This is a genomic window from Mesorhizobium sp. B2-1-3A (genome assembly GCF_006442655.1).
Lineage (GTDB): Bacteria > Pseudomonadota > Alphaproteobacteria > Rhizobiales > Rhizobiaceae > Mesorhizobium.
This window is the reverse complement of the sequence record NZ_VFWK01000005.1, coordinates 613,404-634,803: the sequence shown is the minus strand read 5'-3', so window position 1 is coordinate 634,803 and position 21,400 is coordinate 613,404. Positions and strand designations below refer to the sequence as shown.

Here is a 21,400-nt window from a genome sequence, read left to right as displayed (position 1 = left end):
TCGCCCGGTACCGGGCGAGGCGTCTCCTGCGGGTGACTGCGAAAGCTCGCCTATGATTGATCAGAACGTTTGGCGAGCCGGACGCCAGCGCCGCCACCATTCTCTGGAAGAAACCGTATGCCTGCAGATTCGAATGCGCGCCGCAATGCGTCGATAGTCACTTTGTTTGCCTTTATCGGACCGGCCAAAGGCTCAAGTCGTTTGATTGTAGCTACGGAAACCTTCGACCGTTCAGCAAGCGTTTTCTGATCCCATTGAAGCAGAGCGCGTGCGGCTCGCACTTGTCCACTTGTGAGTTCATCTATACCAAAAGTATCATTTGATGCCATAGGGCTTGATTTTTTGTCTGCGTTCATCTACATCACCACTGTTACCGGTGCATGCGGCCGGGGATGGATGATCTCCAAGGTCGGCTATGCTGCGGTGAGCGGCCGAGCAGGGTGCAGCAACACCTTGCCCGACCTGACCAAAGCCAAGCTGTGTGGAGCTCGGATCATGGCTGATTCCGACAATACCATGACTTTGCCTTCCGTCACGCTTGGACGGGAGATGCAATCTCCATTGACCGGCGTGCATGCCAGCCTTTCTGATGATGCTTCGTCGTCGACCGATCCGGTGCTTCTACTGTCCCTTGCTTGGATAGACGCTCACTTAGCGATGCTGGCTTCCTGTGTCCGGCAGGAGCAGGCGGAGGATGGGCTCTCGGAGCGCAGCGCGCTCTTCGTCGCCGGGGAGGTCATCGGGTGCGGGGAGGGGGCTGGCGGCGGCCGCGATTATCTCGATGCCCGAGCGGTGGAGCGGGATGATGCCGAGAAGGCCGACGCCTTGCTGGCCGAGCTTGCGGTGACGCCTGCGCAATCCTTGGCGGGCCTGGTTGCCAAGGTCGCGGTGATCCTGCGGGAGGCGAGTGACAACACCGACCTTTGCGAATTTCCGCTCCCGCAGATCCGCTCTGCCCTGGCCGATCTGCGGCGCCTCACGCATGAGGCGGTAAGCGAACAGCCGGCCGGCTGGCCTGCAGGCAACCACCCGATCGGTGCGCTGTTCGAGCAGCCTGCATCGTCCTTCGCCGCCTGGCGCGCCTTCAGCGCCTGGAGCCAGGGTGATGACGAGGCCTATCGCGCCTGGGCGGACACGTTCAAGACACTGCAAGGCGCGAGCCAGTAGATACCTCAACGTCCCGATTTACGGGCGCCGCTGCAGCGGCCGAGTGTGGCGTAGCGGTCTCCTGCTACGCGATTTAGAACAGTGAGCAGTGGTCGGGTTCTCGTTCTACAGCGCGTTTGCTATTCGCCCGACGGCGGTGTCCCGAAAAGTGGAGCCAATTGTCGATGAGCGGCGTCTTTTGCGGAGTGAATGCGTGAATCCGAAAGGAAGCTGAACATGGGAAGCACGTCGGACAAGGTTAAAGGCAAGGCCGACGAGGTCGCCGGCAAGGCACGTCAGGCCATCGGCAAAGGCCGTGCACAATCACGAGGAACAGGCGAAGGGCAAGATCCAGGAAACCAAGGGCAAGGCCCAGGTCGCCAAGGGTCAGGTCAAAGACGCGGTGAAGAACCTGGTCGACAAAGCCTGATCCATCAATACGCAATTTTGACACAAGCCCGCGGCGACGCGGGCTTTTCCTTTGGAGAAACGAAATGCGGATAGAGACAATCGCGGCATCGGTGGTTTTCGTGCTGCTGGCAGGAAGCGCCCATGCTCAGTCGACTGACGACCCGGCCGTCACTGCATGCAAATCGACTGGTCTGCTGGCGCTCCAGGAGAAGTCTAAGGACATCAGCGATCTCGTGATCGACATGGAGAGTATCGCCGTCAGCAAGGCTGACACCAAAGTGGAAGATGTGCCGGTCAAAACGGTCATCCTTGGCGAGGCCTATATCGCTCGCAACGGGAAAACCGGAGCGGCTGATCGCTTCGTTTGCCTGCTCGGCGAAAAAGGCAAGGTGTTGCCGACCTTCTACACCGCCCAGTGAGCCAACACCGGCATTGCCAGATTCAAGAGCGTCGTTAGGGACTCACCGTTTTCCGTGACTGCCGAGTGCTGCACACTCAAGCTTTGCAGTCGAGCACAACTCTATTCCGTGTCTTTGTAGGATTTCGCGGCTTCGTCGATCTTGCGCCAATCGTTTCCGTGGCGGCGCACCAACTCTCGCGCTTGGGTCGGCAAGATCTCGTGTATCTCCACGATGTGCTTGACCTCGGCATCTTCACCCTTCAACGGCCGACTGCGTGGCTTTTTCGGCGCCCGCTTGGCGGATCGTTTGTCAGCTATTGGTGCGTCAGCTGGCCGGTTTGCTTCAGCGAGTGGCGAGCCAGCCGAGGTCGTTGACAGCAACGGGCCGCCGACCGTGAACGTTACGCCGGCCGTCTCGAAGGCTTTGCGAAGAGCTGCGATCCTTTCCGCGCGCAGGATGCGCCGGCCGCTTTCAAAGTCGCGTATTGTAGATGCGCTTAGATTGGACCTCGCAGCCAAGCGCAGCTGGGACCAGTCCAACAGTGCACGCGCAGCCCGGCAATACGCCAAGGAGAACTCCTGTCGGCTGGCTTCGACAGATTGCTCGGATTCGTTTGGCTTCGTCATCTATGATGAACATTCAATGAGGCTAAAATGTTCCGGGACGCGGTCGAAGGTTTGAAGCGCTCTTCAGTTTCGAAGACTGTGTACGGCTGAGAGCATTCCCCTTGACCTCCATCGGAAGATCTAGAGAGCTGCCCGGTCGCCTTTAAGCGTCACGAAAGTCTCCATCTGATCGGTCCGCCGAGAGTTCTCCGCGCCCATTCGTCAATGACGGAATCCAAGGATTTCGCTCAAAGCCACGTCCCCCTATCAAATCCTTGAGAAGGGAAGGATGCGGATGAAGCCGGATACATCGCAGTGGCGTGACCCACAGGCATATGCGTTCGTCAAAGGCGCGGCCGCTGATGAGATTGCCTGGGAGTTCCTGCGCCGCAATCCCCAGTACCAGCATGACTTCGCGGCGTCCCGCTCGGCCAACGCAATGCGCGCATTGCGCAAGCGCTGGGGGTTGCAATTTCGCCGCGAGGCCTGACCAATCCGCAGTCGAGCAGCCCGTCTATTGGGCGCCGCAGATCGACCCTGGGGTTGTGAACCTAATCAAAGTTCCGCCAGATGTGCGAGCGCGGGAGGTCAGCGCCCTCGGCGTTCCGATAACCGCGGGGCAGCGTGATGAAGTCGGTCTTCACCTGCGCTCTTCGCCGGGCGGAGCGCAGCTGGCGCTTCTCGGCGATGCGCAGCCAGGCGAACCGTTGGCCGCCATAATTCCACTCGACGACATGGCGCACGACCGGCTGCAGGCGATCGAGCGGTTCATCCGCTCGATCCACAGGCAGCATCTTCCCGACGCCCGTTTGTCCAAGGCACAGCGCCGGCGCCTAGGCCTTATGCTGCAATGCCTTGACGGCCGTGAGGAGGAGGCATCTCATTTCGACGTCGCAACCGCCTTGTTCGGCCGGCGGCTAGTCAGCGCCGACAACTGGCACGACTCGGCTTTCCGCTATCAGACGCAACGCCTCGTGCGCGACGGTGTGAAAATGGTTGAGCGCGGCTATCGGCAATTGCTGCGTGCGCGGCGGCGCAATTCCTGACGAGCGCCGCCGGTCGCGTTGTCCACCTCCTGCGCTGTCTCCAAACAGCCGCCTACTCTCAATCCTGAAGCGAATGGCGGCTTTACGCCTCCATTCGCTCATTCGTGCCAAAGTTCTTTGCTCCCAAAAGCCGCCATTTAGTCACCTGGCCGCATGTTCGAGCTTCAAAGGACGGCAAGCGCCTCGACCAAAACTGGATTGCAAAGACTGGGGACGGTGCTGATGGAGATGCCGGACGATGATGAAGACACACGGCCGTGCATTGCAGCCGGAACGCTGGGCACTTCAGGAAATAGGCGGCGTTTGCAGGGTCATCTTCAAAAGCAGGGCGGAAGGCCTGCCTTTGCGAACCCGCTGCGAACCGGCGCAGCAGGTTGCTATGTGCCTTTTCGCCAACGAGCGCTTGGTCAGGCATAGGCCGGCTCGCGATTGGCCATCACATACGCGCCACTTTGCCCGCCACCTGGTACGCGCGGCGCGACGGCGACGGGGCAAGGCGGCGGATCATCATCATCGTCCCTGCCGGTAAAGCGCCGTCTGCGCGGCGATCCATTGATGCGCCGGTCATGGCGATCGAACGCCACGGTCCACGGCATTGCCCGACGCGAAAGAACCTTGCCGGCGGGGCCGACTTGATCCAGCGCCTTCAGGCATCGCAAGATATCGTCGACGGGGACGATCTTGCCATTGTCCAGTTTGCGTAGGGTGGGGCGATTTTCGACGGCATGCGCATCCGATGCCCATGATGCGAGCAAGGCGCGCTTTTCGTCCAAGGTCATGCGTGGATGCTTGAGCACATCGCCCGGGCTGTCGAGAAGGCAAAAAAGACCCTCTAAACGCCCGGTGCGTCGGGTTGGGGCGCGGAATGTTTCAGTCTGCTGATTCATCTCCAATCTCCGCAATCGAGGCCTCCCGACCGAAGCCGGAGGCGACCGCAGTGTTCGTGTTGAAATATCGGCGTCAGGCAACCTTACGCGGTTTCTCGACGTCCTGGATGATCTGCTTGCTGACCGCCATAGCGTCGCCAGAGCCGATGCTGATGCGGCGAGGTTTCAGTTCCTCGGGGATTTCCCGCACGATCTCGACGCTGAGCAGGCCATTCTCCAGGGACGCAGCGACGACCTTCATGTGGTCGGCCAGCTTGAACACGTGTCTGAAGTTGCGCAAGGCAAGGCCCTGGTGCAGCACCTGACGCCCCTCCGTGTCGGCGGATTTCTGGCCGACAACCACAAGTTCCGGGCCATTCTGCGTCAACTCCACCTCTTCGGAACTGAAGCCGGCGATAGCCATGGCGATACGGTAGTCGTTTTCGCCGGTCTTCTCGATATTGTAAGGCGGCCAGTCGGTCCTGGCGTTGTTTTCGAGCATGTCGAAAAGACGATCGAATCCGACGGTGGTTCGATAAAGCGAGTCAAAGGTTCTCATAGCCACATTCTCCTTGAAGCAACATGGGTACAAGGTGCGCCGCCCAACGGCGCCGCCCGTCGTCGAGCCATACAGCCTCGACGGCGAACGATTTGGGAAGCGCCGAAAAACGCTTCAAGTCCCCTGCGCAAAAAAATTTGAGCCTCTTGATGGTGCGAAAAACCGCTGCCGGGAGGAGAGCGGCGAGACGACCACGCCAGCTGACCATATGCCTTCTTCAGCAGCATCGCACGACCTCACATCCACGCGAGGGTACTGCCTCATGTGGTCCGGAGAATCGCTCAAACCAGCGATTCAAATCTTGCAGCGTCGACCGGTCGACCGCACAGAAATCCCTGCCCGAAATCACAGTCCATGTCGCGCAACAGCGTGCGTTCCACCTCTGTCTCTATTCCCTCGGCGACGACATGAAGGCCGAGTTCCCTGGAAATCCTGATGATGGACTCGATGATGACCCGCTTGGAACGGCTTTGCGCTAGTCCTTTGACAAAACCGCGATCGATCTTGATCTCCGTAAGGGGGAAATCTTCGAGGTAGCGCAGATTGGCGTAGCCGGTTCCGAAATCGTCGATGGACAGGCCGACGCCCAGTTCGCGCAGATGTCTCATGATCGACAGCATTTCCGCGGAACTTTCGACCATCAAGCTCTCGGTGAGCTCCAGCTTGATCCATGCAGCATCGGCGCCGCTGGCGGTGAGCACATCGGAGACAAATTTCGGCATGTCGCGAAGCTTGAACTCGAGCGGCGAAACATTGAACGAAAAGACTATCGGCACTTGTCGGCCCCGGTTCACGCGCGCGGCAAAGTCGGCGACGGTGCGAAGACCCCGGGCGCTGATCTCGAGTATGAGGCCCGTATCTTCGGCATGGCCGATGAACTTGTCCGGCGACTGTATCCCAAACAGGCCATGGTGCCATCGCAACAGGGCTTCAGCACCGACAATCGTTCCCGTGGCGAGGACGACCTGCGGCTGATAGTGAAAATCGAACTCGTCATGTTCCAGGGCCTGCTGCATTTCGGTGGTCATGCGCAGTCGGTTCCGGGCACGCCTGTCGTCCTCGGCGCTGAATGCGCAGATATCGAGGAACGCCGACGACTTCGACCGATGCAAAGCGGCGCCGGCACGACGAACCAGCGTGATGGCATCCGTCGTCTGGGTGCCAACGACATAGCCCATAGCAAAACGTATCCCGAGCGTTGCGCCCGCAACGAGGTATCGCGGCGCCAGCGACTGCCGGATCATTTCGATTGCCGTTTGGGCCTCGTCGGGATGGCCAAGCGGTTGGGCGAGCGCAAACTCATTGGATCCCGTGCGGCAGACCAGTGCAGCGCCTGTGTTCGTCAGGCGTCGGGCAATCTGCATCAGCACCTGGTCGCCAACGTCATATCCGTACCCTTCGTTGATGTCATGGAAACGAGACATGTCGATCTTGACAAGCAGCATCGGCCGTTCCCCCTGACGCAACAGGATGTCGACGTCCTCGACAAAGGCGTACCTGTTGAGCACACGGGTGAGCATGTCGGCGCGGGTGCTCTGGGCAATTTGGGCGGCGGCGACCCTGCTCGCCGTCACGTCCCGCATCAGTCCGATATAGTGCGTCGGCTCACCACCAGCGATGCTCATAGGTGAGAGGCGGAGTTCGTTCCAGAACCAACTGCCGTCCTTGCGATAGTTCTTCAGCGTGACGGCAACATCCTCACGCCGGGCGATGGCTTCGCGAATGGACTGAATTTCGGGTTGAAGACGATCGCTGCCTTGCAGGAAGCGGCAGTTTCTGCCGATCAGTTCGTCGCCGGAATAGCCAGTGATGTCCTGGAACGCGCGGTTGACGTAGACGAGCGCCATACCCTTTTCACGCAGGTCGCTGATGGCCAACCCATCCCTCGACAGATCGGGTAGCCGGGCCGCGATCCCTTCCGGCACGCCATAGCTGCGCGGGTTGGCGACCGCGGTACCGCGGATCAGATTACCGAACCCGGCCTTGAAAATCTCTGTCATGTTGGAGCCACAGCTGATAATGTCCGAAGATGGATGCCCCCATAGATGGCCAGCTATCGCGCATATCCTACTGGCACGATCAACAGGTTCCGTAACGGAATGGCCGACGTGGCGTGTGCCGCCGTCTGCTGCGACTGATTTAGTGGCTCAGTGACGTACTCGTGCCCCGGAAAGCGGCATCGACATGACCGATGAGCCTGCCCACGCGCTCCGCAAGTCCGGCATCCGCGTCATGCGCGAGATGTCCTGGGGCACACACATCTGCGTCTTCTACGAAGCGGAACAGGACCTGCTTGCAACCAACGCTTCCTATTTCTCAGCCGGGCTGGAGGACAACGAATTCTGCATCTGGGCGGTCTCCGATCCGATCGACGCAGAGACGGCGAAGGATGCGCTACGGCAATCCATCCCCGACATCGATGCACGCCTGACTGCCGGCCAGATGGAGATCATTGCTGCTACGGACTGGTACCTTCCGGGCGGCGAGTTCGACATACAGCGCATCACCGGTGGCTGGAATGAGAAGCTGCGCGCAGCGTTGAAACGGGGCTATGCCGGGATCAGAATCAGCGGCAACGCATTCTGGATCGGGACCAGCCACTGGCAGGAGTTTTGCCAATACGAGCATGAACTCGACCACTCGCTGGCGGGTCAGAAGATGCTCGTTTTGTGCACTTATTCCCTGTCGGAAAGCAGGGCCGTGGACCTGCTCGATGTCGCACGAGCACATCAATTCACCATCACCCGGCGAAACGGAGAATGGGAATTTCTCGAGACGCCGGAGCTCCAGGCCGCCAAGCAGGAAATCAGGAAGCTGAATGGCGCATTGAATATCCTGGCGGACACCAGCCGCGCCACTTTCACGGCTCGAGAGCGTATCGTGCTCGCCCAAATCGTCAGGGGCTATTCGAGTAAGGAGATTGCTCGCACCTTGAAAATTGCCCCACGAACGGTCGAGTTCCATAGGGCGAACCTTCTCAAGAAAACCAACGCGCGGAGCACGGTCCAGCTCTTGCACATGGTTCTTGGCGAGTAGCACAAGTCCGGGGTTGCTTCTGCGATGGAAGCTGGACCGGAGCCTGCGCTCCAACGCGGCCTGCGAGTGCTGTTTTGCCCGGTGATGAAAACTGCGATATGCGATGCGTTTCCGGGCAGCCTCTGCGGGTTCAACGTCCGCTATCACTTCTCGGCAGCCACAAGTCGCCAGTCCGCTTCCGGCCCAAACCGGACCTTCGTAGTGTGGCGTCGTATGCTCTTGGCACCGGACGGGCATACGCTTTGATGCGGGGCAAGCCGTTGTAGGTTGACGTCCTTGGCGGACCGATCCACTTCGTCTCTGAGCGACCGACGCCGCCATTGCCTCCTCCTTCATTTCACAGAGCGCACCAACGACCTCTCAAACGGGCTGATCTGGCCGAAGGACGGCTGAAGCCTCGACCGCCTATGCCGCAATGGCGCGTCGCGCGTTTCTTCCCCTGGGCAAGCCCATTCCTCGCGGAACCAAGAAACGCGCGTCTGCGCCATCCTTCGCTTCGCTGCGGTCGCGAGCGATGCGGCGGCGGTCGCCTACGGCCTCTCGATCGCCATCGAGATCGCATGGTGCGGGCTCGGAAATGAAGAAGACGGAGACTGAAAATGGCTACAATCGGCACTTTCAAGAAGACCACCGCAAACGAGTTCACCGGCGAGATCGTCACCCTCAGCGTCCAGGCCAAAGGCGTGCGCATCGTCCCCGACGCCCGGGCCAGCGGCGAGAACGCTCCAAGCCACCGCGTGGTGGTCGGCAAGGCCGAAATCGGCGCCGCCTGGTCCAAGCGCTCCAACGAGGGCCGCGACTATCTCGGGCTCAAGCTCGACGATCCGAGCTTTACCGCTCCGATCTACGCCAACCTCTTCGCCGATGAGGAAGGCGAGGGCCACAGTCTCATCTGGTCCCGCCCCAGCCGCCGCAATGGCGAATGAAAAGGCAGACGCCTCGCCCGGTACCGGGCGAGGCGTCCTTTGCGGGGACCGCGGAAGCTTTCCACGCCGCCGGCCGTCTGACCGGGCTTGCTGTCATCAGATGGGTCGACTGATGCGCGATGGCTTGAAGATGGCTGAGCGCGGCTACAACCCACTGCCGCGCACGCGCCGGTGCAACGCCTTAAGGCCTCGTAGCGGTGCGAAATAGCGCCCCGCAATTGCGCACCTGATCGCGGTGCCCTTGCTCCTCCATCCTGGCCATGGATCGCCGTTCAATCGCGACGGCAGCAAGGAGACACCCCATGAATGCCGACGCCGCGCCATTGCCGCCGCGCTACCTGCGCACTTCCGAAGCTGCGCATTTCCTCAGCCTCTCGGCGCGCACGCTGGAGAAACATCGCACCTACGGCACCGGGCCTGCCTATCGTAAACTCGGCGGCCGCGTCGTCTACGCCGTCGACGACCTCCAGGCCTGGGTCCAGCGCGGCGCCATGAGCTCGACATCCGATCCGCATGGCTCGGTGCTGCCAGCCAAGCCGCAATCGGCCCGCCTGATCGCCTATGCCGGGCGCGAAAGGCGCTGACCCGGCTGATCTCCCCTATGTCTGACCGCGCACGCCAACCGTCGGAACGCGGACAGCTTGATCTGTTCCACGCGCTGCCCGGTGTCGTCGCGCCACGCGATGCGCAGGACCTCATGGCCTATCCCTTCTTTTCCCTTGCCAAATCCAGGCGCGTCGCGCCGATCGATTTCCACGCCGGCGATGTGGCGATCCGCGTCGAAGCGATGCCGGACCACGGCATGGCGACGATCTGGGACGCCGATATCCTGATCTGGGCCGCAAGCCAGATCGTCAGCGCGCGGGATGCCGGATTGCGCACGTCGCGCCTGATGGCTGCAACGCCTTATGAAATGCTGACCTTCGTCGGCCGCGGTGTCTCGAAGCGAGACTATTTGCGCCTCAAGGCGGCGCTCGATCGCCTGCAGTCGACAAGCGTCGTCACCTCCATTCGCCAACCTGCGGAAGGCCGGCGCCATCGCTTCTCGTGGATCAATGAATGGCAGGAGCGCGTCGATCGAAACGGCCGCCCGCTCGGCATCGAACTGATTTTGCCTGATTGGTTCTATCGCGCCGTCATGGACGACGCGCTGATCCTGACCATTGACCGGGCCTATTTCCGACTGACGGGTGGGCTGGATCGGTGGCTCTATCGGCTGGTGCGCAAGCATGGCGGACGTCAGCGCGCTGGCTGGCGTTTCGACATCCGGCACCTGCATCTGAAGTCCGGCAGCCTCTCGCCGCTCAAACGCTTCGCCTTCGAGCTGCGTGACATCGTGCGCCGCCAGCCTTTGCCAGGATACCTCCTGTTCACGGAGGTCGAAGCCAATGGCCGTGTGTTGCTGGCTTTCGAACCGGCGCCCGCGCCAGTGGACAGGGTCGTGCCATCGGGAACCCGAACTATCGTGCCATCGGGAACCGGACCCTCGTGCTTTCGGGAACCGAGATCGGCCTTAAGGGACCGGACCGCAACGGAAAATCGCGCCCCTAACTTAGAGTCTAACGCTCAATCTAACAGTCTTGCAGGTAAGCGCGGCGATGAGGAGCGGCCATCGCGATGCGTCGACCGGGTTGAAGGAGACCACACATGAAGTCGTCTCCTCAATCGACGCCACGCGACGACCTCACGACGGTCCAGCTGACCTGGATCGAGAAGCGTATTGAGCATCGCATTCGCTTCGGACGTCCTGCCCATGAGACGATCATCAACAAGCGGCGCCGCGTCGTCGGATTTGCGCCGGGCAGTGTTTTTGCCTTCGTGCGCTGGGCGGCCAATGACTTTGGCACTGTCGTTTCGCGCATCGACATCGTGCGCGCGGTCTTGGCCGCTGAACCTTATCAGACGCTGCCCTACATTCGGCCAGGCGGAGAGATCCTGCTCAAAATCGCAGGCTGGGACAAGGTTGAGCGTGTTCTCCAGTTGATCGATGCGATCGAGGCGATCGGCCTCGATCCGGCGGAGGCCGCGCCGGACTATTGGCGTCAGACCCACAACCGTCTCGTAGCCGGCGGAATGCCGCGTATCTATTCGGTCGAGCAGCACCGGGCCTTTCTGTTGCGCAAGCGGGCGACGCCATGAGCCGCACCGCTTGGGTGGCCGCAGCGTTTGCCGCCGTCGTCATGTCGGCCGCTCCCGCTGTCGTGGAGGCGCCGCCGCTGCTGCTGTGGAACGCGTCGGCCAGCGCGCCTCTTGGGCTCTACGCGATCAAGACAATGACCGTTCCGGCGGCTGGCGCGCTCGCGGTCATCCAACCGCCAGAGAAGGTCGCCCGGTTCGCCGCCAAGCGTGGCTACCTTCCGCTTGGCGTGCCGATGCTGAAACACGTCGAAGGGCTTCCTGGTCAGCAAGTCTGCCGTCTCAGTCGCGTCATCATGGTCGACGGGTTGGCGGTCGGTGCTGCACTGGAGCGCGACCGCGAGGGGCGTGCCCTGCCTGACTGGCAGGGCTGCCGCATCATCGCCGCTGGCGAAATCTTCGTCATGAACCGGAAGGTCGGAGACAGTCTCGACGGCCGCTATTTCGGCCCGTTTCCGGCGAGCTCGATCGTCGGACGCGCACTGCCGCTTTGGACCGACGAGAGGGGCGATGGTCACTACACGTGGCTCGCTCCGTCGAACTGAAATTCAACCCAGCCCTCAAGAGGAAGGAGATTGTCCATGGCCGAGATCGGCGTCTTTCAGAAAACAGAATCTGGTTACTCGGGACGCATTCAAACACTGCTCGTGGATGCCGAGCTGGTGCTCGTGCCCACCAGAACATCCGACGCAAAGACGCCGGATTTTCGCATCCACATCGGCGATGGCAGAGGCCCCGAGGTCGGCGCGGCCTGGCAGGAAACCGGGCAGACCGCTGGCGACTATCTGTCTTGTCGATTCGACGATCCGCTGTTTGGCAGGCGCTTCCGCGCCGGTCTCTTCCAATCCGATGACGGCTCCTGGTCGCTGCGCTGGCTGCGGCCGAAATCGCGGCCGGAGCGTGTTCGATGAGCGGGTCATCGGCGCCGGAATGTGCGCATGAATGCCGGTCCGTCAGGTGGCGGCGTGAAGCCTTTCGCCTTGTTGCTGGCCTGCTGATCTTGTGCAACGCCATGACAGGGGCTGTCGCACAATCCGCCGCGGCGCCGCACAAATCGGCAGGCGATCCTTATGCCGCGCATATCGCCGAGGCTTCGCATCGCTTCCGCGTCCCACAGCTCTGGATACGCGCAGTCATGCGTCTCGAAAGCGCGCGCGACCCGCGCGCGGTTTCGCGAAAGGGCGCCGTGGGCCTGATGCAGATCATGCCCGCAACCTGGGATGAGCTGCGCCTTCGTCACCAGCTCGGCCGCGATCCCTATGATCCGCACGACAATATCCTTGCCGGCACCGCTTATCTACGCGAGCTCTATGACCGATACGGCTCACCGGGCTTTCTGGCCGCCTACAATGCCGGCCCGGGCCGTTACGAAGCCTCCCTGAAGGGCCGACCGCTCCCTGCTGAGACCCGAGCGTATGTCGCGAAACTTCGCCCTTTCTGGGGCGGCGGTGACGCGCCCGGCTCGCTCACCGCCGGACATGCCGAGGCCGTGACGTGGAGGGCAGCGCCACTGTTTATGGCGCGATCGGCCTTCGACGCAGGATCCGATTCCGCATTCGGCAAAGATGCATCCGGCCAGCATTCGGCGGCACATTTCGCCGGCGATCTTTTTGCGGCCGGTGCGCCACCGCGCGAACTTTTCGCGATGTCCCGAGCCGGAGCACCGGCACAATGATGGCGAACAGTCCAAATCGTGCCGAAGCGTTGTCCTGGACGTCAGGGCGAACGAAATGGGGAGGGCACGAGGCAACAACCGAGGGATGGCAAGATAAAAGGCCGCACATTGTGCGGAGGCCGGTTGGTTGGATTTGCTGGGTTTCTTGCCGCTTTCCGCACATTGCAGCGTTTCCAAACAATGTGCGGCCAATACGCAAAGCGTTGTGTTCGCTCTGTTCTTGCCAGTGTGTGGACGTACGCCGTGTCCGATGAGCACGAGTTCCGCGTCCGTCCCGGGCGCATTCGCTCAACGCGCGCCCAGGCGTCGCGACCCTTCATCGCCCAGGCTCTTGCTGCCGCCCGGAAGGCCGGCGGTAGCGTGTCGCGGTCAGGCCCGATCGGCTCGGGCAAGCGCTCACAATTCGGGCGGGGCAGGGCCGCCTGCGTCCAGGCGAACCGTTTGCTTACCGGCCGCTCCCGCGTCGCCGTGATCAAGACCCGCGTGGTTCGCCATTCGAAGCGTGGCGCGCCGCTGGCGACCCACCTCAATTATCTGCGGCGCGAGGGCGTCACACGCGACGACGCGAAAGCCCGTATGTTCGGACCGGACGTCGACACAGCATCAACCACGGATTTCGTCGCGCGCTGCAAGGACGACCGGCATCATTTCCGCTTCATCGTCTCGCCAGAGGATGCCGCCGAGATGGCCGACCTGAGATCCTTCACCCGTGATCTCATGGGTCGTATGCAAAACGATCTCGGCACGGCGCTCGACTGGATCGCGGTCGATCATTGGAACACCGACAATCCGCATGTCCATGTCATCCTGCGTGGCCGGACCGAAGACGGCCAAGACCTGGTGATCTCGCGCGATTACATCAGCCGCGGCATGCGTGATCGCGCCAGCGACCTCGTCACGCAGGAGCTCGGCCCCCGGTCCGATCTCGAGATGAGCCGCCATGTCGAGCGCCAGGTCGAGGCCGAGCGATGGACAGTGCTCGACCGCCAGTTGCGCCGGGATGTCGGCGACAACGGTGTCATCGATCTCGCGCCGCATGCCGATCGCCCGCCTGATGAATTCATCGCGCTCAAGGTCGGGCGATTGCGCCGACTGGAAACGCTTGGCCTCGCCGAGCGGCTCGGTCCAGGCCAATGGGTTGTCAGCGACAGGGCCGAGGCAACACTGCGCGAGATGGCTGAGCGCGGCGACATCATCAAGCGCATGCATCGGGCATTCTCGGTCCGCGGTATCGAACGCGGGAGCGCCAGCTACGTGCTGGCCGCGGAGACCATCGACGCAGCGGTTACCGGCCGCGTGATCGAGCGCGGCCTGGATGACGAACTCAAGGGCTCGGCCTATGCGGTCATCGATGGCGTTGACGGCCGTTGCCACCACATCAGGCTCGCCGATATCGAGGCGGCGGGCGACGGCGCGCCGGGCTCGATCGTTGAGCTGCGCAGATTCGAGGACGCTCAGGGACGCCGGCGGCTGGCGCTTGCGGTGCGCTCCGATCTCGACATCGACAAACAGATCGTCGCGCAAGGCGCGACCTGGCTGGACCGGCAGGCGCTCGCCCGTCCTGCGGCGTCTCTTGCCGACGGCGGCTTCGGTGCCGAGGTGCGCCAGGCGCTCGATCGGCGCGCCGAGTACCTGGTCGGGCTGGGCCTGGCGGAGCGGCAGTTGGGCGGGACCGTCTTTGTCGGCAACCTGATTGAGACGTTGCGCCGAAGGGAACTCGATGCGCTGGGAGAGAGCCTCGCGGCCCAGACCGGTCAGCCATTCAACCGTGCCGGCAAGGGCGAGTTCGTATCGGGCACCTACAGCCAGCGCTTTGCGCTCGCATCTGGCCGTTTCGCGATGATCGATAACGGCCTCGGCTTCCAGCTCGTGCCCTGGACGCCTTCGCTGGAGCGTCATCTCGGCAATCACGTCACCGGCATCGTTCGCGGTGATGGCGGCGCCGATTGGAGTTTCGGCCGCAAACCCGGTCTCGGCCTGTGACGGCGCTCTCACGGGCCAGCAGGATTCAAGGCTGCCGATCCCCTGTCTTCCTCGCCGACGGCGCGGCACAACGCGATTGGAGCGAGCCGGCTGTTGAAATTCGCATCAACCTTGTTGACCTCTCGGCATGAGGAGAACCCAATGTCGGGAACGAAGGTCCTTTGGGGGCAGATCGTCATTGTCTTCCTGATCGTGCTTTTGACGATATGGGGAGCGACGCAGTGGTCCGCCTGGCAGCTGGGCTACCAGCAGCAACTGGGGGCGCCGTGGTTCGTCGTCGGCGGCATGCCGATCTATTTTCCGCCTGCCATCTTCTGGTGGTGGTATTTCTATGATGCCTACGCGCCTGGCATCTTTGCGCGGGGCGGCCTCATTGCCGCCTCGGGTGGCTTCATCGCGATCGCCGTCGCGATCGGCATGTCGCTCTGGCGTGCCCGTGAGGCGACGAAGGTCGAGACCTATGGCTCGGCGCGCTGGGCTGACAAGCGCGAGGTGCAGGCGGCAGGCCTGCTCGCCCCCGACGGCGTGGTGCTGGGGCGATATGGGTCCCACTATCTGCGCCATGATGGGCCCGAACATGTGCTTTGCTTTGCCCCGACGCGTTCGGGCAAGGGTGTCGGCCTTGTTGTCCCCTCGCTGCTCACCTGGCCTGGCTCAGCCATCGTCCATGACATCAAGGGCGAGAATTGGAGCCTCACCGCCGGCTTCCGTGCACGACATGGCCGGGTGCTGCTGTTTGATCCGACGAATGCCAGATCGGACCCTTATAACCCCTTGCTCGAGGTTCGCCGGGGCGAATGGGAAGTTCGCGACGTGCAAAACATCGCCGACATCCTGGTCGACCCCGAAGGCTCGCTTGAACGGCGCAACCATTGGGAAAAGACGAGCCATGCGCTTCTGGTCGGCGCGATCCTGCATGTCCTCTATGCTGGACCGGACAAGACCCTGGCCGGCGTCGCGGCATTCCTGTCCGATCCGAAGCGGCCGATCGAATCGACCTTGGCAGCGATGATGACGACGGCGCATCTGGGGCAGGGCGGTCCGCACCCCGTCATCGCCAGCGCGGCCCGCGAGTTGTTGAACAAGTCCGATAACGAGCGCTCCGGCGTGCTGTCGACGGCGATGTCCTTCCTTGGGCTCTACCGCGATCCAGTGGTGGCCGAGGTGACCCGCGCCTGCGGCTGGCGCATCGCCGACCTGGTCGGCGACCTTCGTCCGGCGACGCTCTATCTCGTTGTCCCACCCTCCGACATCAGTCGCACCAAGCCGCTGATCCGTCTCATCCTCAACCAGATCGGCCGCCGCCTGACCGAGGATTTGCGGGCGAGGGCGGATCGCCATCGATTGCTTCTGATGCTTGACGAGTTTCCGGCGCTCGGACGGCTTGACTTCTTCGAATCCGCGCTTGCTTTCATGGCCGGCTACGGACTGAAGAGCTTCCTGATCGCGCAGTCTCTCAATCAGATCGAGAAGGCCTACGGGCCGAACAATTCCATTCTGGACAACTGCCATGTGCGCGTCAGCTTCGCGACCAATGATGAGCGCACGGCAAGACGTGTCTCAGACGCGCTTGGCACGGCAACTGAGCTGAAGGCGATGAAGAACTATGCCGGTCATCGGCTCTCACCATGGCTCGGTCATCTCATGGTTTCGCGTTCGGAGACGGCGCGACCATTGCTGACGCCCGGCGAGATCATGCAACTGCCGGCTGGGGACGAGATCGTCATGCTGGCGGGCACGCCGCCGATACGGGCGAAGAAGGCGCGCTATTTCGAAGACCCGCGTCTGCGAGAGCGCATCATCCCGCCGCCTGCCCCAAGCGAGCGAGCCGAGCCGCAGCCTGACGACTGGACGGCGCTTGCGTTGCCGCTTCCGCCAGCGGCGAAGACGACCGCCACCGTGATGGCGAAAACCCGGTACGAATCGACGGACTCCGAGTTGCGGCGTCAGCCCGAACTCGATCCCATTCTGCCGGGCGCAGTAGAGCCGCAACTCATCAATGAATTCGAGATCGACGCGCCTGAGGAAGCGGATGATCTCGCCGCGAGCAGCAGCCGGATGGCTGGCCTTGTGCGGGGCGTAGCGCGTCAGATCGCGCTCGATCCGGACGATGGCATGGAACTGTGACGGCCGTGCCGCCTACAAAGAAAAAGGTGCAGATTTCCGTCTATCTTGATCCTGCCGTGATGGCGGCGCTGCGCGAATATGCTGCCCGGCGCGATCGCTCGCAGTCGCTCATCGCCGAAGCGGCGATCACGTCTTTCCTCTCGCCAGATGCCGACGCCCAACGCGAGGCGGCGATCTCGAGGCGTCTCGACCGGATCGACCGCCGGATCGCGCGGCTGGAACGCGATGCCGGCATTTCGATTGAGACACTGGCGGTATTCATCCGCTTCTGGCTCGCGACCACGCCTGCGCTGCCCGAACCGATGGCCCAGGCGACGCGCGCCAAGGCAAGCGAGCGTTATGAGGCATTCGTCGCTGCTCTTGGCAGGCGCCTCGCCAAGGGGACAACCTTGCGGCAGGAAATCCCCGAGGACGTTGCGCCGTCCAGCGATGCCGAACGGCAATGATCCAAAGAGGATGTCGGCGGGCAGAGGCGCCGCCCGAGTTCGCGCGGCGCCACGCTCTGTCGTTGCCAGTCGGACTCCCGTTTCTGACGCCGGTCAGTTGGCGGCCCCGCACAATTGCGACGTCGTCAATCCTGGCGGCACGTTTTCCGTGGGGCCAAATCCGTATTTCGCCATAAGGTTTGCGATCGTACCGTTCGACATGATCTTCGCCAGACCCTGATTGTAGAGGTCGCGCAGATCGCGATCGTCCTTCCTGAACGCGATCGCGATATAGCTGATCGATTTCTCACCCGTCGTGAATGGGTTGGCGCGCTCCAGGTCGGGGCTCTTGTTGCCAGCCAGCAGACCGATCACTGTCGGGGAAGAGAACAGAGCGGCGTCGATGCGGCCGGCGCGCAGTGCCGCGATGTTGGTCTCGATGTCGGGGAATTTCAGGATGCGGTCCTCCGGTACACCTTCGGCGATGGCGTTCTCGATGACGTTGCTGCCGCGGCCGCCACCCATGATCGCGTCCGATTTCCTGGCAAGATCCGCATAGCTGTGGATCGCCTTGGGGTTGCCGGCGAGCACGAGCGCCGCGTCGTCCGATCTCAGGTCGGGCGCGCCAAAGGCGACTTGCTGGCATCGCTCGGGTGTTATCGACAGGCCGGACGCCACGGCATCGAAACGGCCGGCCATCAAGCCCGGGATCAAGGCACCGAACTCAGTGACCTCGAAGTCGACCTGCTTGACGCCAAGATCGGCGAAGGCCGCCCTGAGCAGATCCGGATGCCAGCCGAGCAACTCGCCGGTTCCCTCCTTCTTGTAGCCCCATGGTGAACGGTTATGGATGCCGATCACGATCCGTCCTTCCTTCAGGACGCGGTCTTTTGTGGTCTCTGCCGTTGCCGGCAGCACGGATCCGACAAGCGCGGCATAGGCGATGCAGGCCAGGCCAATGGCGGCCGATCGGGCTCGGAATATCATCGGTGCAGTCCTCCCATGTGATTGAGTTGTGCACAGGCGTTGCGCCTGGGCCGTCCAACGCTACGTTCGAAGATGGCAAATCGTCAATCTAAATGTACAAAATATGTACATAATATTGCGATGACGGTTGTCGGAGGCTACTTGAAAGCGCCCGCCTGACGGACACATGCGATCTCGAGCTTTTGGTTGCCCAGCCTTCCTCAAAGCAACCATGCTTGGCGTTGGCTTGGGATCGCTCTTTTCGCCCCTTCGAACAACGCGGATGCACTCAGGGTAATTGAGTGCGTGATCGACAAAGCGGATGAACCACTCTCGGCCGGCTTTGAGCACCTCAACGCAACGACTGACCGCCCCGAGAATCGCCAGGCCCAGCGCTCAACCAGTCGAGCATCGACGGCAGGCTGACCATTCGGGTTCCAATAACAGTCGGCCATTCGGAACCAATTGCCGATTTGCATCTTCCCATGGGGCGTTAGTTCCCGCCCTAGGGTGAGGCGTCCGTTTGGAGGATTGATATGTGGTTCCATAAATTCGCGGCGGCGTTTTTCATTCTTGGACTGTCGACAGGCAGCGGGCTATCGCAGACCCCTATCGACGCAGCGATTACCGCTTGCAAATCAACGGGTCTTTTGGCTCTGCAGGAGCAGGCCAAAGACATCAGCGACCTGGTCATTGACATGGAAAGCGTTGCGATTAGCGCGGCTGACACCAAGGTAGAGACTGTGCCGATTAAGACAGTCGTCCTCGGCGAGGCATACATTGCTCGAAATGGCAAAACCGGTGCACCGGACCGCTTCGTTTGTCTGCTTGGCGAAAAAGGGAAGGTGCTTCTAACGTTCTTTACGGCTAAATGAATCCTTGGAGGTTTGCGTGCGTTAGCCGGGAAACGGGGCGCTTGGCCACAATGACCTCATTTGTTGTGCCTCGCTTCTCCGCGGAAAAGCAGACTTGCTGCTCAACGGAATATTGAAACAAGCGTACGAGCGCCGATCGCATTTGAAGCGCCGATCGCATTGACTTGATGCGCCTCGAATTGCCTATGAGCGCTGCCTAAGCCCGGCATCTGAGGCATTGCGGAGAGATGTCCTGGGCAAACATCTCTGCGCGGCGACGACACGGGACCGGACTTTCGCGTCACCAACGCGTCCTAATTAACGGCTGGTCTGAAGAAAGCAGTTTTCCCCCTCACGGTTGCGTTGTTGAAAAGATTAGACCATCTCGTTGGTCGACGCAGCCCGGTTCAAGACCATTCGTGGCTTCGGCGCGATCGCTACGCGCGTGACCTTTAAGGTGATTGGGCCACTCCGCACGTGGGACTGGCCCGCGCCACTCGGCAGAGGCGCGGGCCGATCAAGATTGGGTCTTGATCGCAGCAGGAACCGCTGAAGAACCTGCCGCTCACCCCCAAGCTCTCATAGTCGCTTAAGTTCCCTCCCAACCCGAAAAGCCGAGAAGGTGGCAGGACACCTTTTTTCAGGCCGATGGCGATTCTTTTAGATGGTCAGTGAGTCCTCTGGGCCGAGCGGACGAACAAGAGCCCGTCACTGCCTGCCTAGTGACGGGCTTTCCATACCTGACGTGGTACAGCACGGCAGCAACTGAGGGGGGCGCAGCCCGCGGCTGATACTATTCGCCATAGTGATCGGGCTTTTGGTGGCATCAGGCTTTTGGCCTGCAGCCAAGTTGGTGACTGGCAGCGACGCAGGAGCGATGCCGGTTGACCGCTTTGGTTCATGAAAGCATTTAACCGGCTTGAGGAAACTGCGGGATTCCCCTCGAGATGCTGAACCCACAACTCACCTCCGCCGGCGAAGGGTTTACCTCCGAAAAGCCTGGATCTGACGAAAAGCCAGCGACTGCGGACGAATGGAACTAAACTCTCCGATAGAGCTTATCGCGCATGATCCAAGGCTATAGACGGTCCAAACAGTGCCTGGCTTGCTGAGGAGGACGGGAGGCTGGGCCGACGGGGACTCTTCCGAAAGGTCGAGCAGCACAGCAATCAATCGGCTTGAGCCTGCGAAGCTCGAATCATGAATTCGAAGACAGAAAGACCTGCTTTTGCCGTTCCATTGGAGACAGAGCCGATGGAGGCAAAGACCGCGGACGCCTTGCCGGTTGATAGAGGCAAATGGCAGTACGAACCCAAATGGGATGGCTTCCGGTGCCTTGCCTTCAAAGCCGGCGATGCCGTGCACTTGCGGGCAAAATCGGGCAAGCCGCTCGGCAGATACTTTCCGGAGGTTGTCTCGATGTTGCGTGAGCTGAAGGCCAAAGATTTCGTGGTCGATGGTGAGATCGTCATCGCCATCGACGGCTCGCTCTCTTTCGCTGCGCTGCAGATGCGATTGCATCCAGCGGAAAGCAGGATTCGGAAACTGTCTGTCGAAACACCGGCCAAGCTGATCCTGTTCGATATGCTGGCAAGTCCGGATTCCAGCCTGATGCGCCAACCGCTGTCTGCGCGGCGCGAGGCATTGGATGCGTTCGTCAAGTCAGCGGGACATGCTGATCTCGAATTGTCGCGTTGTACCCGGGATTTGACAACGGCAACGGAATGGCTTCGCGAATCTGGTCACGGTTCAACAGACGGCGTTGTGGCCAAGCTTGTCGACGACGAATATCGGCCCGGCGAGCGCGCCATGCTCAAGGTGAAGCGGCTGCGCACTGCCGATTGTGTGGTCGGTGGCTTTCGCTACTTGGCGAACGCGCGCGAGGTCGGATCGTTGTTGCTTGGGCTCTACAACGACCAGGGCAAGCTCGACCATGTGGGATTTACGTCAACGATCGCCCAGCAGGATCGATCAGAGCTGACCCGACAACTCGAGGCCTTGCGCGCGCCCCCTGGCTTCACCGGTAAAGCGCCGGGGGGACTGAGTCGTTGGAGCACCGAGAGGAGCGGGGAGTGGGAGCCATTGAAGCCCGAACTGGTGGTGGAAATCCGGTTTGACCATGTCACCGGCGATCGCTTCCGACACGGCACCAAGTTCATGCGGTGGCGCCCTGACAAGGCTCCGAAACAGTGTACCTTCGCGCAGATATTGAAAACATGAGGCATCCGTCATCGGCGG

24 protein-coding genes and 1 pseudogene are annotated in these 21,400 nt (G+C 61.5%); 18 read left to right on the top strand and 7 right to left on the bottom strand.

The genetic code is table 11. The features are described from left to right. Positions 1–50: 50 nt before the first annotated feature. Complete coding sequence (locus tag FJ977_RS23390) at positions 51–356, bottom strand: helix-turn-helix transcriptional regulator (RefSeq protein ID WP_348643225.1); 306 nt, start codon at positions 354–356, stop codon at positions 51–53. Between FJ977_RS23390 and FJ977_RS36390 the strand changes: the two genes are divergently transcribed. The 3 genes and pseudogenes from FJ977_RS36390 to FJ977_RS23375 all read left to right on the top strand — a co-directional run bounded on the left by FJ977_RS36390 (position 343) and on the right by FJ977_RS23375 (position 1,976). After that, positions 343–1,167 (top strand): hypothetical protein, encoded by an 825-nt coding sequence (locus FJ977_RS36390; RefSeq protein ID WP_246683289.1) that lies wholly within the window; start codon positions 343–345, stop codon positions 1,165–1,167. The two genes, FJ977_RS23390 and FJ977_RS36390, sit on opposite strands and share 14 nt — an antisense overlap. Before the next feature lie 216 nt (positions 1,168–1,383). Further along, positions 1,384–1,576: pseudogene (locus FJ977_RS23380) on the top strand (CsbD family protein). A 64-nt stretch (positions 1,577–1,640) separates the two neighbouring features. Further along, entirely contained in the window at positions 1,641–1,976 is a 336-nt protein-coding gene (locus tag FJ977_RS23375) for a hypothetical protein (RefSeq protein WP_140774525.1), read from the top strand. 101 nt (positions 1,977–2,077) lie between these two features. On the opposite strand, the gene FJ977_RS36785 is transcribed toward FJ977_RS23375, so the two are convergent. Continuing rightward, positions 2,078–2,584: a helix-turn-helix transcriptional regulator gene (locus FJ977_RS36785; RefSeq protein ID WP_342215828.1), complete on the bottom strand. Its 507-nt coding sequence runs from the start codon at positions 2,582–2,584 to the stop codon at positions 2,078–2,080. A 274-nt stretch (positions 2,585–2,858) separates the two neighbouring features. On the opposite strand from FJ977_RS36785, the gene FJ977_RS23365 reads away from it, so the two are divergent. Beyond that, positions 2,859–3,053, top strand: a complete 195-nt coding sequence (locus FJ977_RS23365) for a DUF6499 domain-containing protein (RefSeq protein WP_140774524.1) — start codon at positions 2,859–2,861, stop codon at positions 3,051–3,053. 61 nt (positions 3,054–3,114) lie between these two features. Here the strand turns inward: FJ977_RS23365 and FJ977_RS36385 are convergent, their stop codons facing one another. After that, positions 3,115–3,306, bottom strand: a complete 192-nt coding sequence (locus FJ977_RS36385; RefSeq protein WP_246683287.1) for a hypothetical protein — start codon at positions 3,304–3,306, stop codon at positions 3,115–3,117. On the opposite strand from FJ977_RS36385, the gene FJ977_RS36380 reads away from it, so the two are divergent. Next, on the top strand, positions 3,298–3,609 hold the full coding sequence (locus FJ977_RS36380) for a DUF2285 domain-containing protein (protein WP_246683285.1): 312 nt from the start codon (positions 3,298–3,300) through the stop codon (positions 3,607–3,609). The two genes, FJ977_RS36385 and FJ977_RS36380, sit on opposite strands and share 9 nt — an antisense overlap. A 407-nt stretch (positions 3,610–4,016) precedes the next feature. Here the strand turns inward: FJ977_RS36380 and FJ977_RS23355 are convergent, their stop codons facing one another. The 3 genes from FJ977_RS23355 to FJ977_RS23345 all read right to left on the bottom strand — a co-directional run bounded on the left by FJ977_RS23355 (position 4,017) and on the right by FJ977_RS23345 (position 7,034). Further along, positions 4,017–4,496 carry a hypothetical protein gene (locus tag FJ977_RS23355; protein WP_181180038.1) on the bottom strand — a complete coding sequence of 160 codons (480 nt, stop codon included), beginning with the start codon at positions 4,494–4,496 and terminating at the stop codon, positions 4,017–4,019. 73 nt (positions 4,497–4,569) lie between these two features. Beyond that, a complete protein-coding gene (locus FJ977_RS23350; protein ID WP_140774522.1) occupies positions 4,570–5,034 on the bottom strand; it encodes an Hsp20 family protein in 465 nt (154 codons plus the stop codon). Positions 5,035–5,315: 281 nt separating this feature from the next. Beyond that, positions 5,316–7,034 carry a bifunctional diguanylate cyclase/phosphodiesterase gene (locus FJ977_RS23345; protein WP_140774521.1) on the bottom strand — a complete coding sequence of 573 codons (1,719 nt, stop codon included), beginning with the start codon at positions 7,032–7,034 and terminating at the stop codon, positions 5,316–5,318. A gap of 184 nt (positions 7,035–7,218) precedes the next feature. Between FJ977_RS23345 and FJ977_RS36155 the strand changes: the two genes are divergently transcribed. The 11 genes from FJ977_RS36155 (at position 7,219) to FJ977_RS23290 (ending at position 17,363) form a co-directional block, all read left to right on the top strand. Then, positions 7,219–8,070 carry an MEDS domain-containing protein gene (locus FJ977_RS36155; protein WP_210243857.1) on the top strand — a complete coding sequence of 284 codons (852 nt, stop codon included), beginning with the start codon at positions 7,219–7,221 and terminating at the stop codon, positions 8,068–8,070. A gap of 599 nt (positions 8,071–8,669) precedes the next feature. Further along, entirely contained in the window at positions 8,670–8,996 is a 327-nt protein-coding gene (locus FJ977_RS23335; protein ID WP_140774520.1) for a DUF736 domain-containing protein, read from the top strand. A 302-nt stretch (positions 8,997–9,298) separates the two neighbouring features. Further along, entirely contained in the window at positions 9,299–9,580 is a 282-nt protein-coding gene (locus tag FJ977_RS23330) for a helix-turn-helix domain-containing protein (RefSeq protein WP_140774519.1), read from the top strand. Positions 9,581–9,597: 17 nt separating this feature from the next. After that, positions 9,598–10,647 (top strand): replication initiator protein A, encoded by a 1,050-nt coding sequence (locus tag FJ977_RS23325; RefSeq protein ID WP_140774518.1) that lies wholly within the window; start codon positions 9,598–9,600, stop codon positions 10,645–10,647. Then, positions 10,644–11,135, top strand: coding sequence for a DUF2840 domain-containing protein (locus FJ977_RS23320; protein WP_140774517.1), 492 nt, complete (start codon positions 10,644–10,646; stop codon positions 11,133–11,135). The genes FJ977_RS23325 and FJ977_RS23320 overlap by 4 nt, the downstream gene beginning before the upstream one ends. Further along, a complete protein-coding gene (locus FJ977_RS23315) occupies positions 11,132–11,677 on the top strand; it encodes a S26 family signal peptidase (RefSeq protein WP_140774516.1) in 546 nt (181 codons plus the stop codon). The genes FJ977_RS23320 and FJ977_RS23315 overlap by 4 nt, the downstream gene beginning before the upstream one ends. Before the next feature lie 36 nt (positions 11,678–11,713). Then, positions 11,714–12,043, top strand: a complete 330-nt coding sequence (locus FJ977_RS23310) for a DUF736 family protein (protein WP_140774515.1) — start codon at positions 11,714–11,716, stop codon at positions 12,041–12,043. 101 nt (positions 12,044–12,144) lie between these two features. After that, the gene (locus FJ977_RS23305; protein WP_246683284.1) at positions 12,145–12,807 is read left to right on the top strand and encodes a lytic transglycosylase domain-containing protein; all 663 of its coding nucleotides are present in this window, start codon (positions 12,145–12,147) and stop codon (positions 12,805–12,807) included. Positions 12,808–13,050: 243 nt separating this feature from the next. Beyond that, the gene (locus tag FJ977_RS23300) at positions 13,051–14,790 is read left to right on the top strand and encodes a VirD2 family relaxase/mobilization nuclease (protein ID WP_140774513.1); all 1,740 of its coding nucleotides are present in this window, start codon (positions 13,051–13,053) and stop codon (positions 14,788–14,790) included. A gap of 141 nt (positions 14,791–14,931) precedes the next feature. Beyond that, a complete protein-coding gene (locus FJ977_RS23295; RefSeq protein ID WP_140774512.1) occupies positions 14,932–16,917 on the top strand; it encodes a conjugal transfer protein TraG in 1,986 nt (661 codons plus the stop codon). A gap of 5 nt (positions 16,918–16,922) precedes the next feature. Beyond that, positions 16,923–17,363, top strand: a complete 441-nt coding sequence (locus tag FJ977_RS23290) for a ribbon-helix-helix protein, CopG family (protein WP_140774511.1) — start codon at positions 16,923–16,925, stop codon at positions 17,361–17,363. A gap of 93 nt (positions 17,364–17,456) precedes the next feature. On the opposite strand, the gene ehuB is transcribed toward FJ977_RS23290, so the two are convergent. Next, positions 17,457–18,329 (bottom strand): ectoine/hydroxyectoine ABC transporter substrate-binding protein EhuB, encoded by an 873-nt coding sequence (gene ehuB, locus FJ977_RS23285; protein WP_140774510.1) that lies wholly within the window; start codon positions 18,327–18,329, stop codon positions 17,457–17,459. A gap of 515 nt (positions 18,330–18,844) precedes the next feature. Here ehuB and FJ977_RS23280 point away from each other — a divergent pair. Both FJ977_RS23280 and FJ977_RS23275 read left to right on the top strand, forming a co-directional pair. Beyond that, a complete protein-coding gene (locus tag FJ977_RS23280) occupies positions 18,845–19,183 on the top strand; it encodes a hypothetical protein (RefSeq protein ID WP_140774509.1) in 339 nt (112 codons plus the stop codon). A gap of 1,179 nt (positions 19,184–20,362) precedes the next feature. Further along, complete coding sequence (locus tag FJ977_RS23275; RefSeq protein ID WP_140774508.1) at positions 20,363–21,382, top strand: ATP-dependent DNA ligase; 1,020 nt, start codon at positions 20,363–20,365, stop codon at positions 21,380–21,382. Positions 21,383–21,400 lie beyond the last annotated feature (18 nt).

Excerpts from the sequence above, each read along its gene's own strand:
- FJ977_RS23390 (WP_348643225.1), bottom strand. The coding sequence starts at position 356 with ATGAACGCAGACAAAAAATCAAGCCCTATGGCATCAAATGATACTTTT.
- FJ977_RS23375 (WP_140774525.1), top strand. The coding sequence starts at position 1,641 with ATGCGGATAGAGACAATCGCGGCATCGGTGGTTTTCGTGCTGCTGGCA.
- FJ977_RS36785 (WP_342215828.1), bottom strand. The coding sequence starts at position 2,584 with ATGACGAAGCCAAACGAATCCGAGCAATCTGTCGAAGCCAGCCGACAG.
- FJ977_RS23365 (WP_140774524.1), top strand. The coding sequence starts at position 2,859 with ATGAAGCCGGATACATCGCAGTGGCGTGACCCACAGGCATATGCGTTC.
- FJ977_RS36380 (WP_246683285.1), top strand. The coding sequence starts at position 3,298 with ATGGCGCACGACCGGCTGCAGGCGATCGAGCGGTTCATCCGCTCGATC.
- FJ977_RS23355 (WP_181180038.1), bottom strand. The coding sequence starts at position 4,496 with ATGAATCAGCAGACTGAAACATTCCGCGCCCCAACCCGACGCACCGGG.
- FJ977_RS23350 (WP_140774522.1), bottom strand. The coding sequence starts at position 5,034 with ATGAGAACCTTTGACTCGCTTTATCGAACCACCGTCGGATTCGATCGT.
- FJ977_RS23345 (WP_140774521.1), bottom strand. The coding sequence starts at position 7,034 with ATGACAGAGATTTTCAAGGCCGGGTTCGGTAATCTGATCCGCGGTACC.
- FJ977_RS36155 (WP_210243857.1), top strand. The coding sequence starts at position 7,219 with ATGACCGATGAGCCTGCCCACGCGCTCCGCAAGTCCGGCATCCGCGTC.
- FJ977_RS23335 (WP_140774520.1), top strand. The coding sequence starts at position 8,670 with ATGGCTACAATCGGCACTTTCAAGAAGACCACCGCAAACGAGTTCACC.
- FJ977_RS23330 (WP_140774519.1), top strand. The coding sequence starts at position 9,299 with ATGAATGCCGACGCCGCGCCATTGCCGCCGCGCTACCTGCGCACTTCC.
- FJ977_RS23325 (WP_140774518.1), top strand. The coding sequence starts at position 9,598 with ATGTCTGACCGCGCACGCCAACCGTCGGAACGCGGACAGCTTGATCTG.
- FJ977_RS23320 (WP_140774517.1), top strand. The coding sequence starts at position 10,644 with ATGAAGTCGTCTCCTCAATCGACGCCACGCGACGACCTCACGACGGTC.
- FJ977_RS23315 (WP_140774516.1), top strand. The coding sequence starts at position 11,132 with ATGAGCCGCACCGCTTGGGTGGCCGCAGCGTTTGCCGCCGTCGTCATG.
- FJ977_RS23310 (WP_140774515.1), top strand. The coding sequence starts at position 11,714 with ATGGCCGAGATCGGCGTCTTTCAGAAAACAGAATCTGGTTACTCGGGA.
- FJ977_RS23305 (WP_246683284.1), top strand. The coding sequence starts at position 12,145 with ATGACAGGGGCTGTCGCACAATCCGCCGCGGCGCCGCACAAATCGGCA.
- FJ977_RS23295 (WP_140774512.1), top strand. The coding sequence starts at position 14,932 with ATGTCGGGAACGAAGGTCCTTTGGGGGCAGATCGTCATTGTCTTCCTG.
- ehuB (WP_140774510.1), bottom strand. The coding sequence starts at position 18,329 with ATGATATTCCGAGCCCGATCGGCCGCCATTGGCCTGGCCTGCATCGCC.
- FJ977_RS23280 (WP_140774509.1), top strand. The coding sequence starts at position 18,845 with ATGTGGTTCCATAAATTCGCGGCGGCGTTTTTCATTCTTGGACTGTCG.
- FJ977_RS23275 (WP_140774508.1), top strand. The coding sequence starts at position 20,363 with ATGAATTCGAAGACAGAAAGACCTGCTTTTGCCGTTCCATTGGAGACA.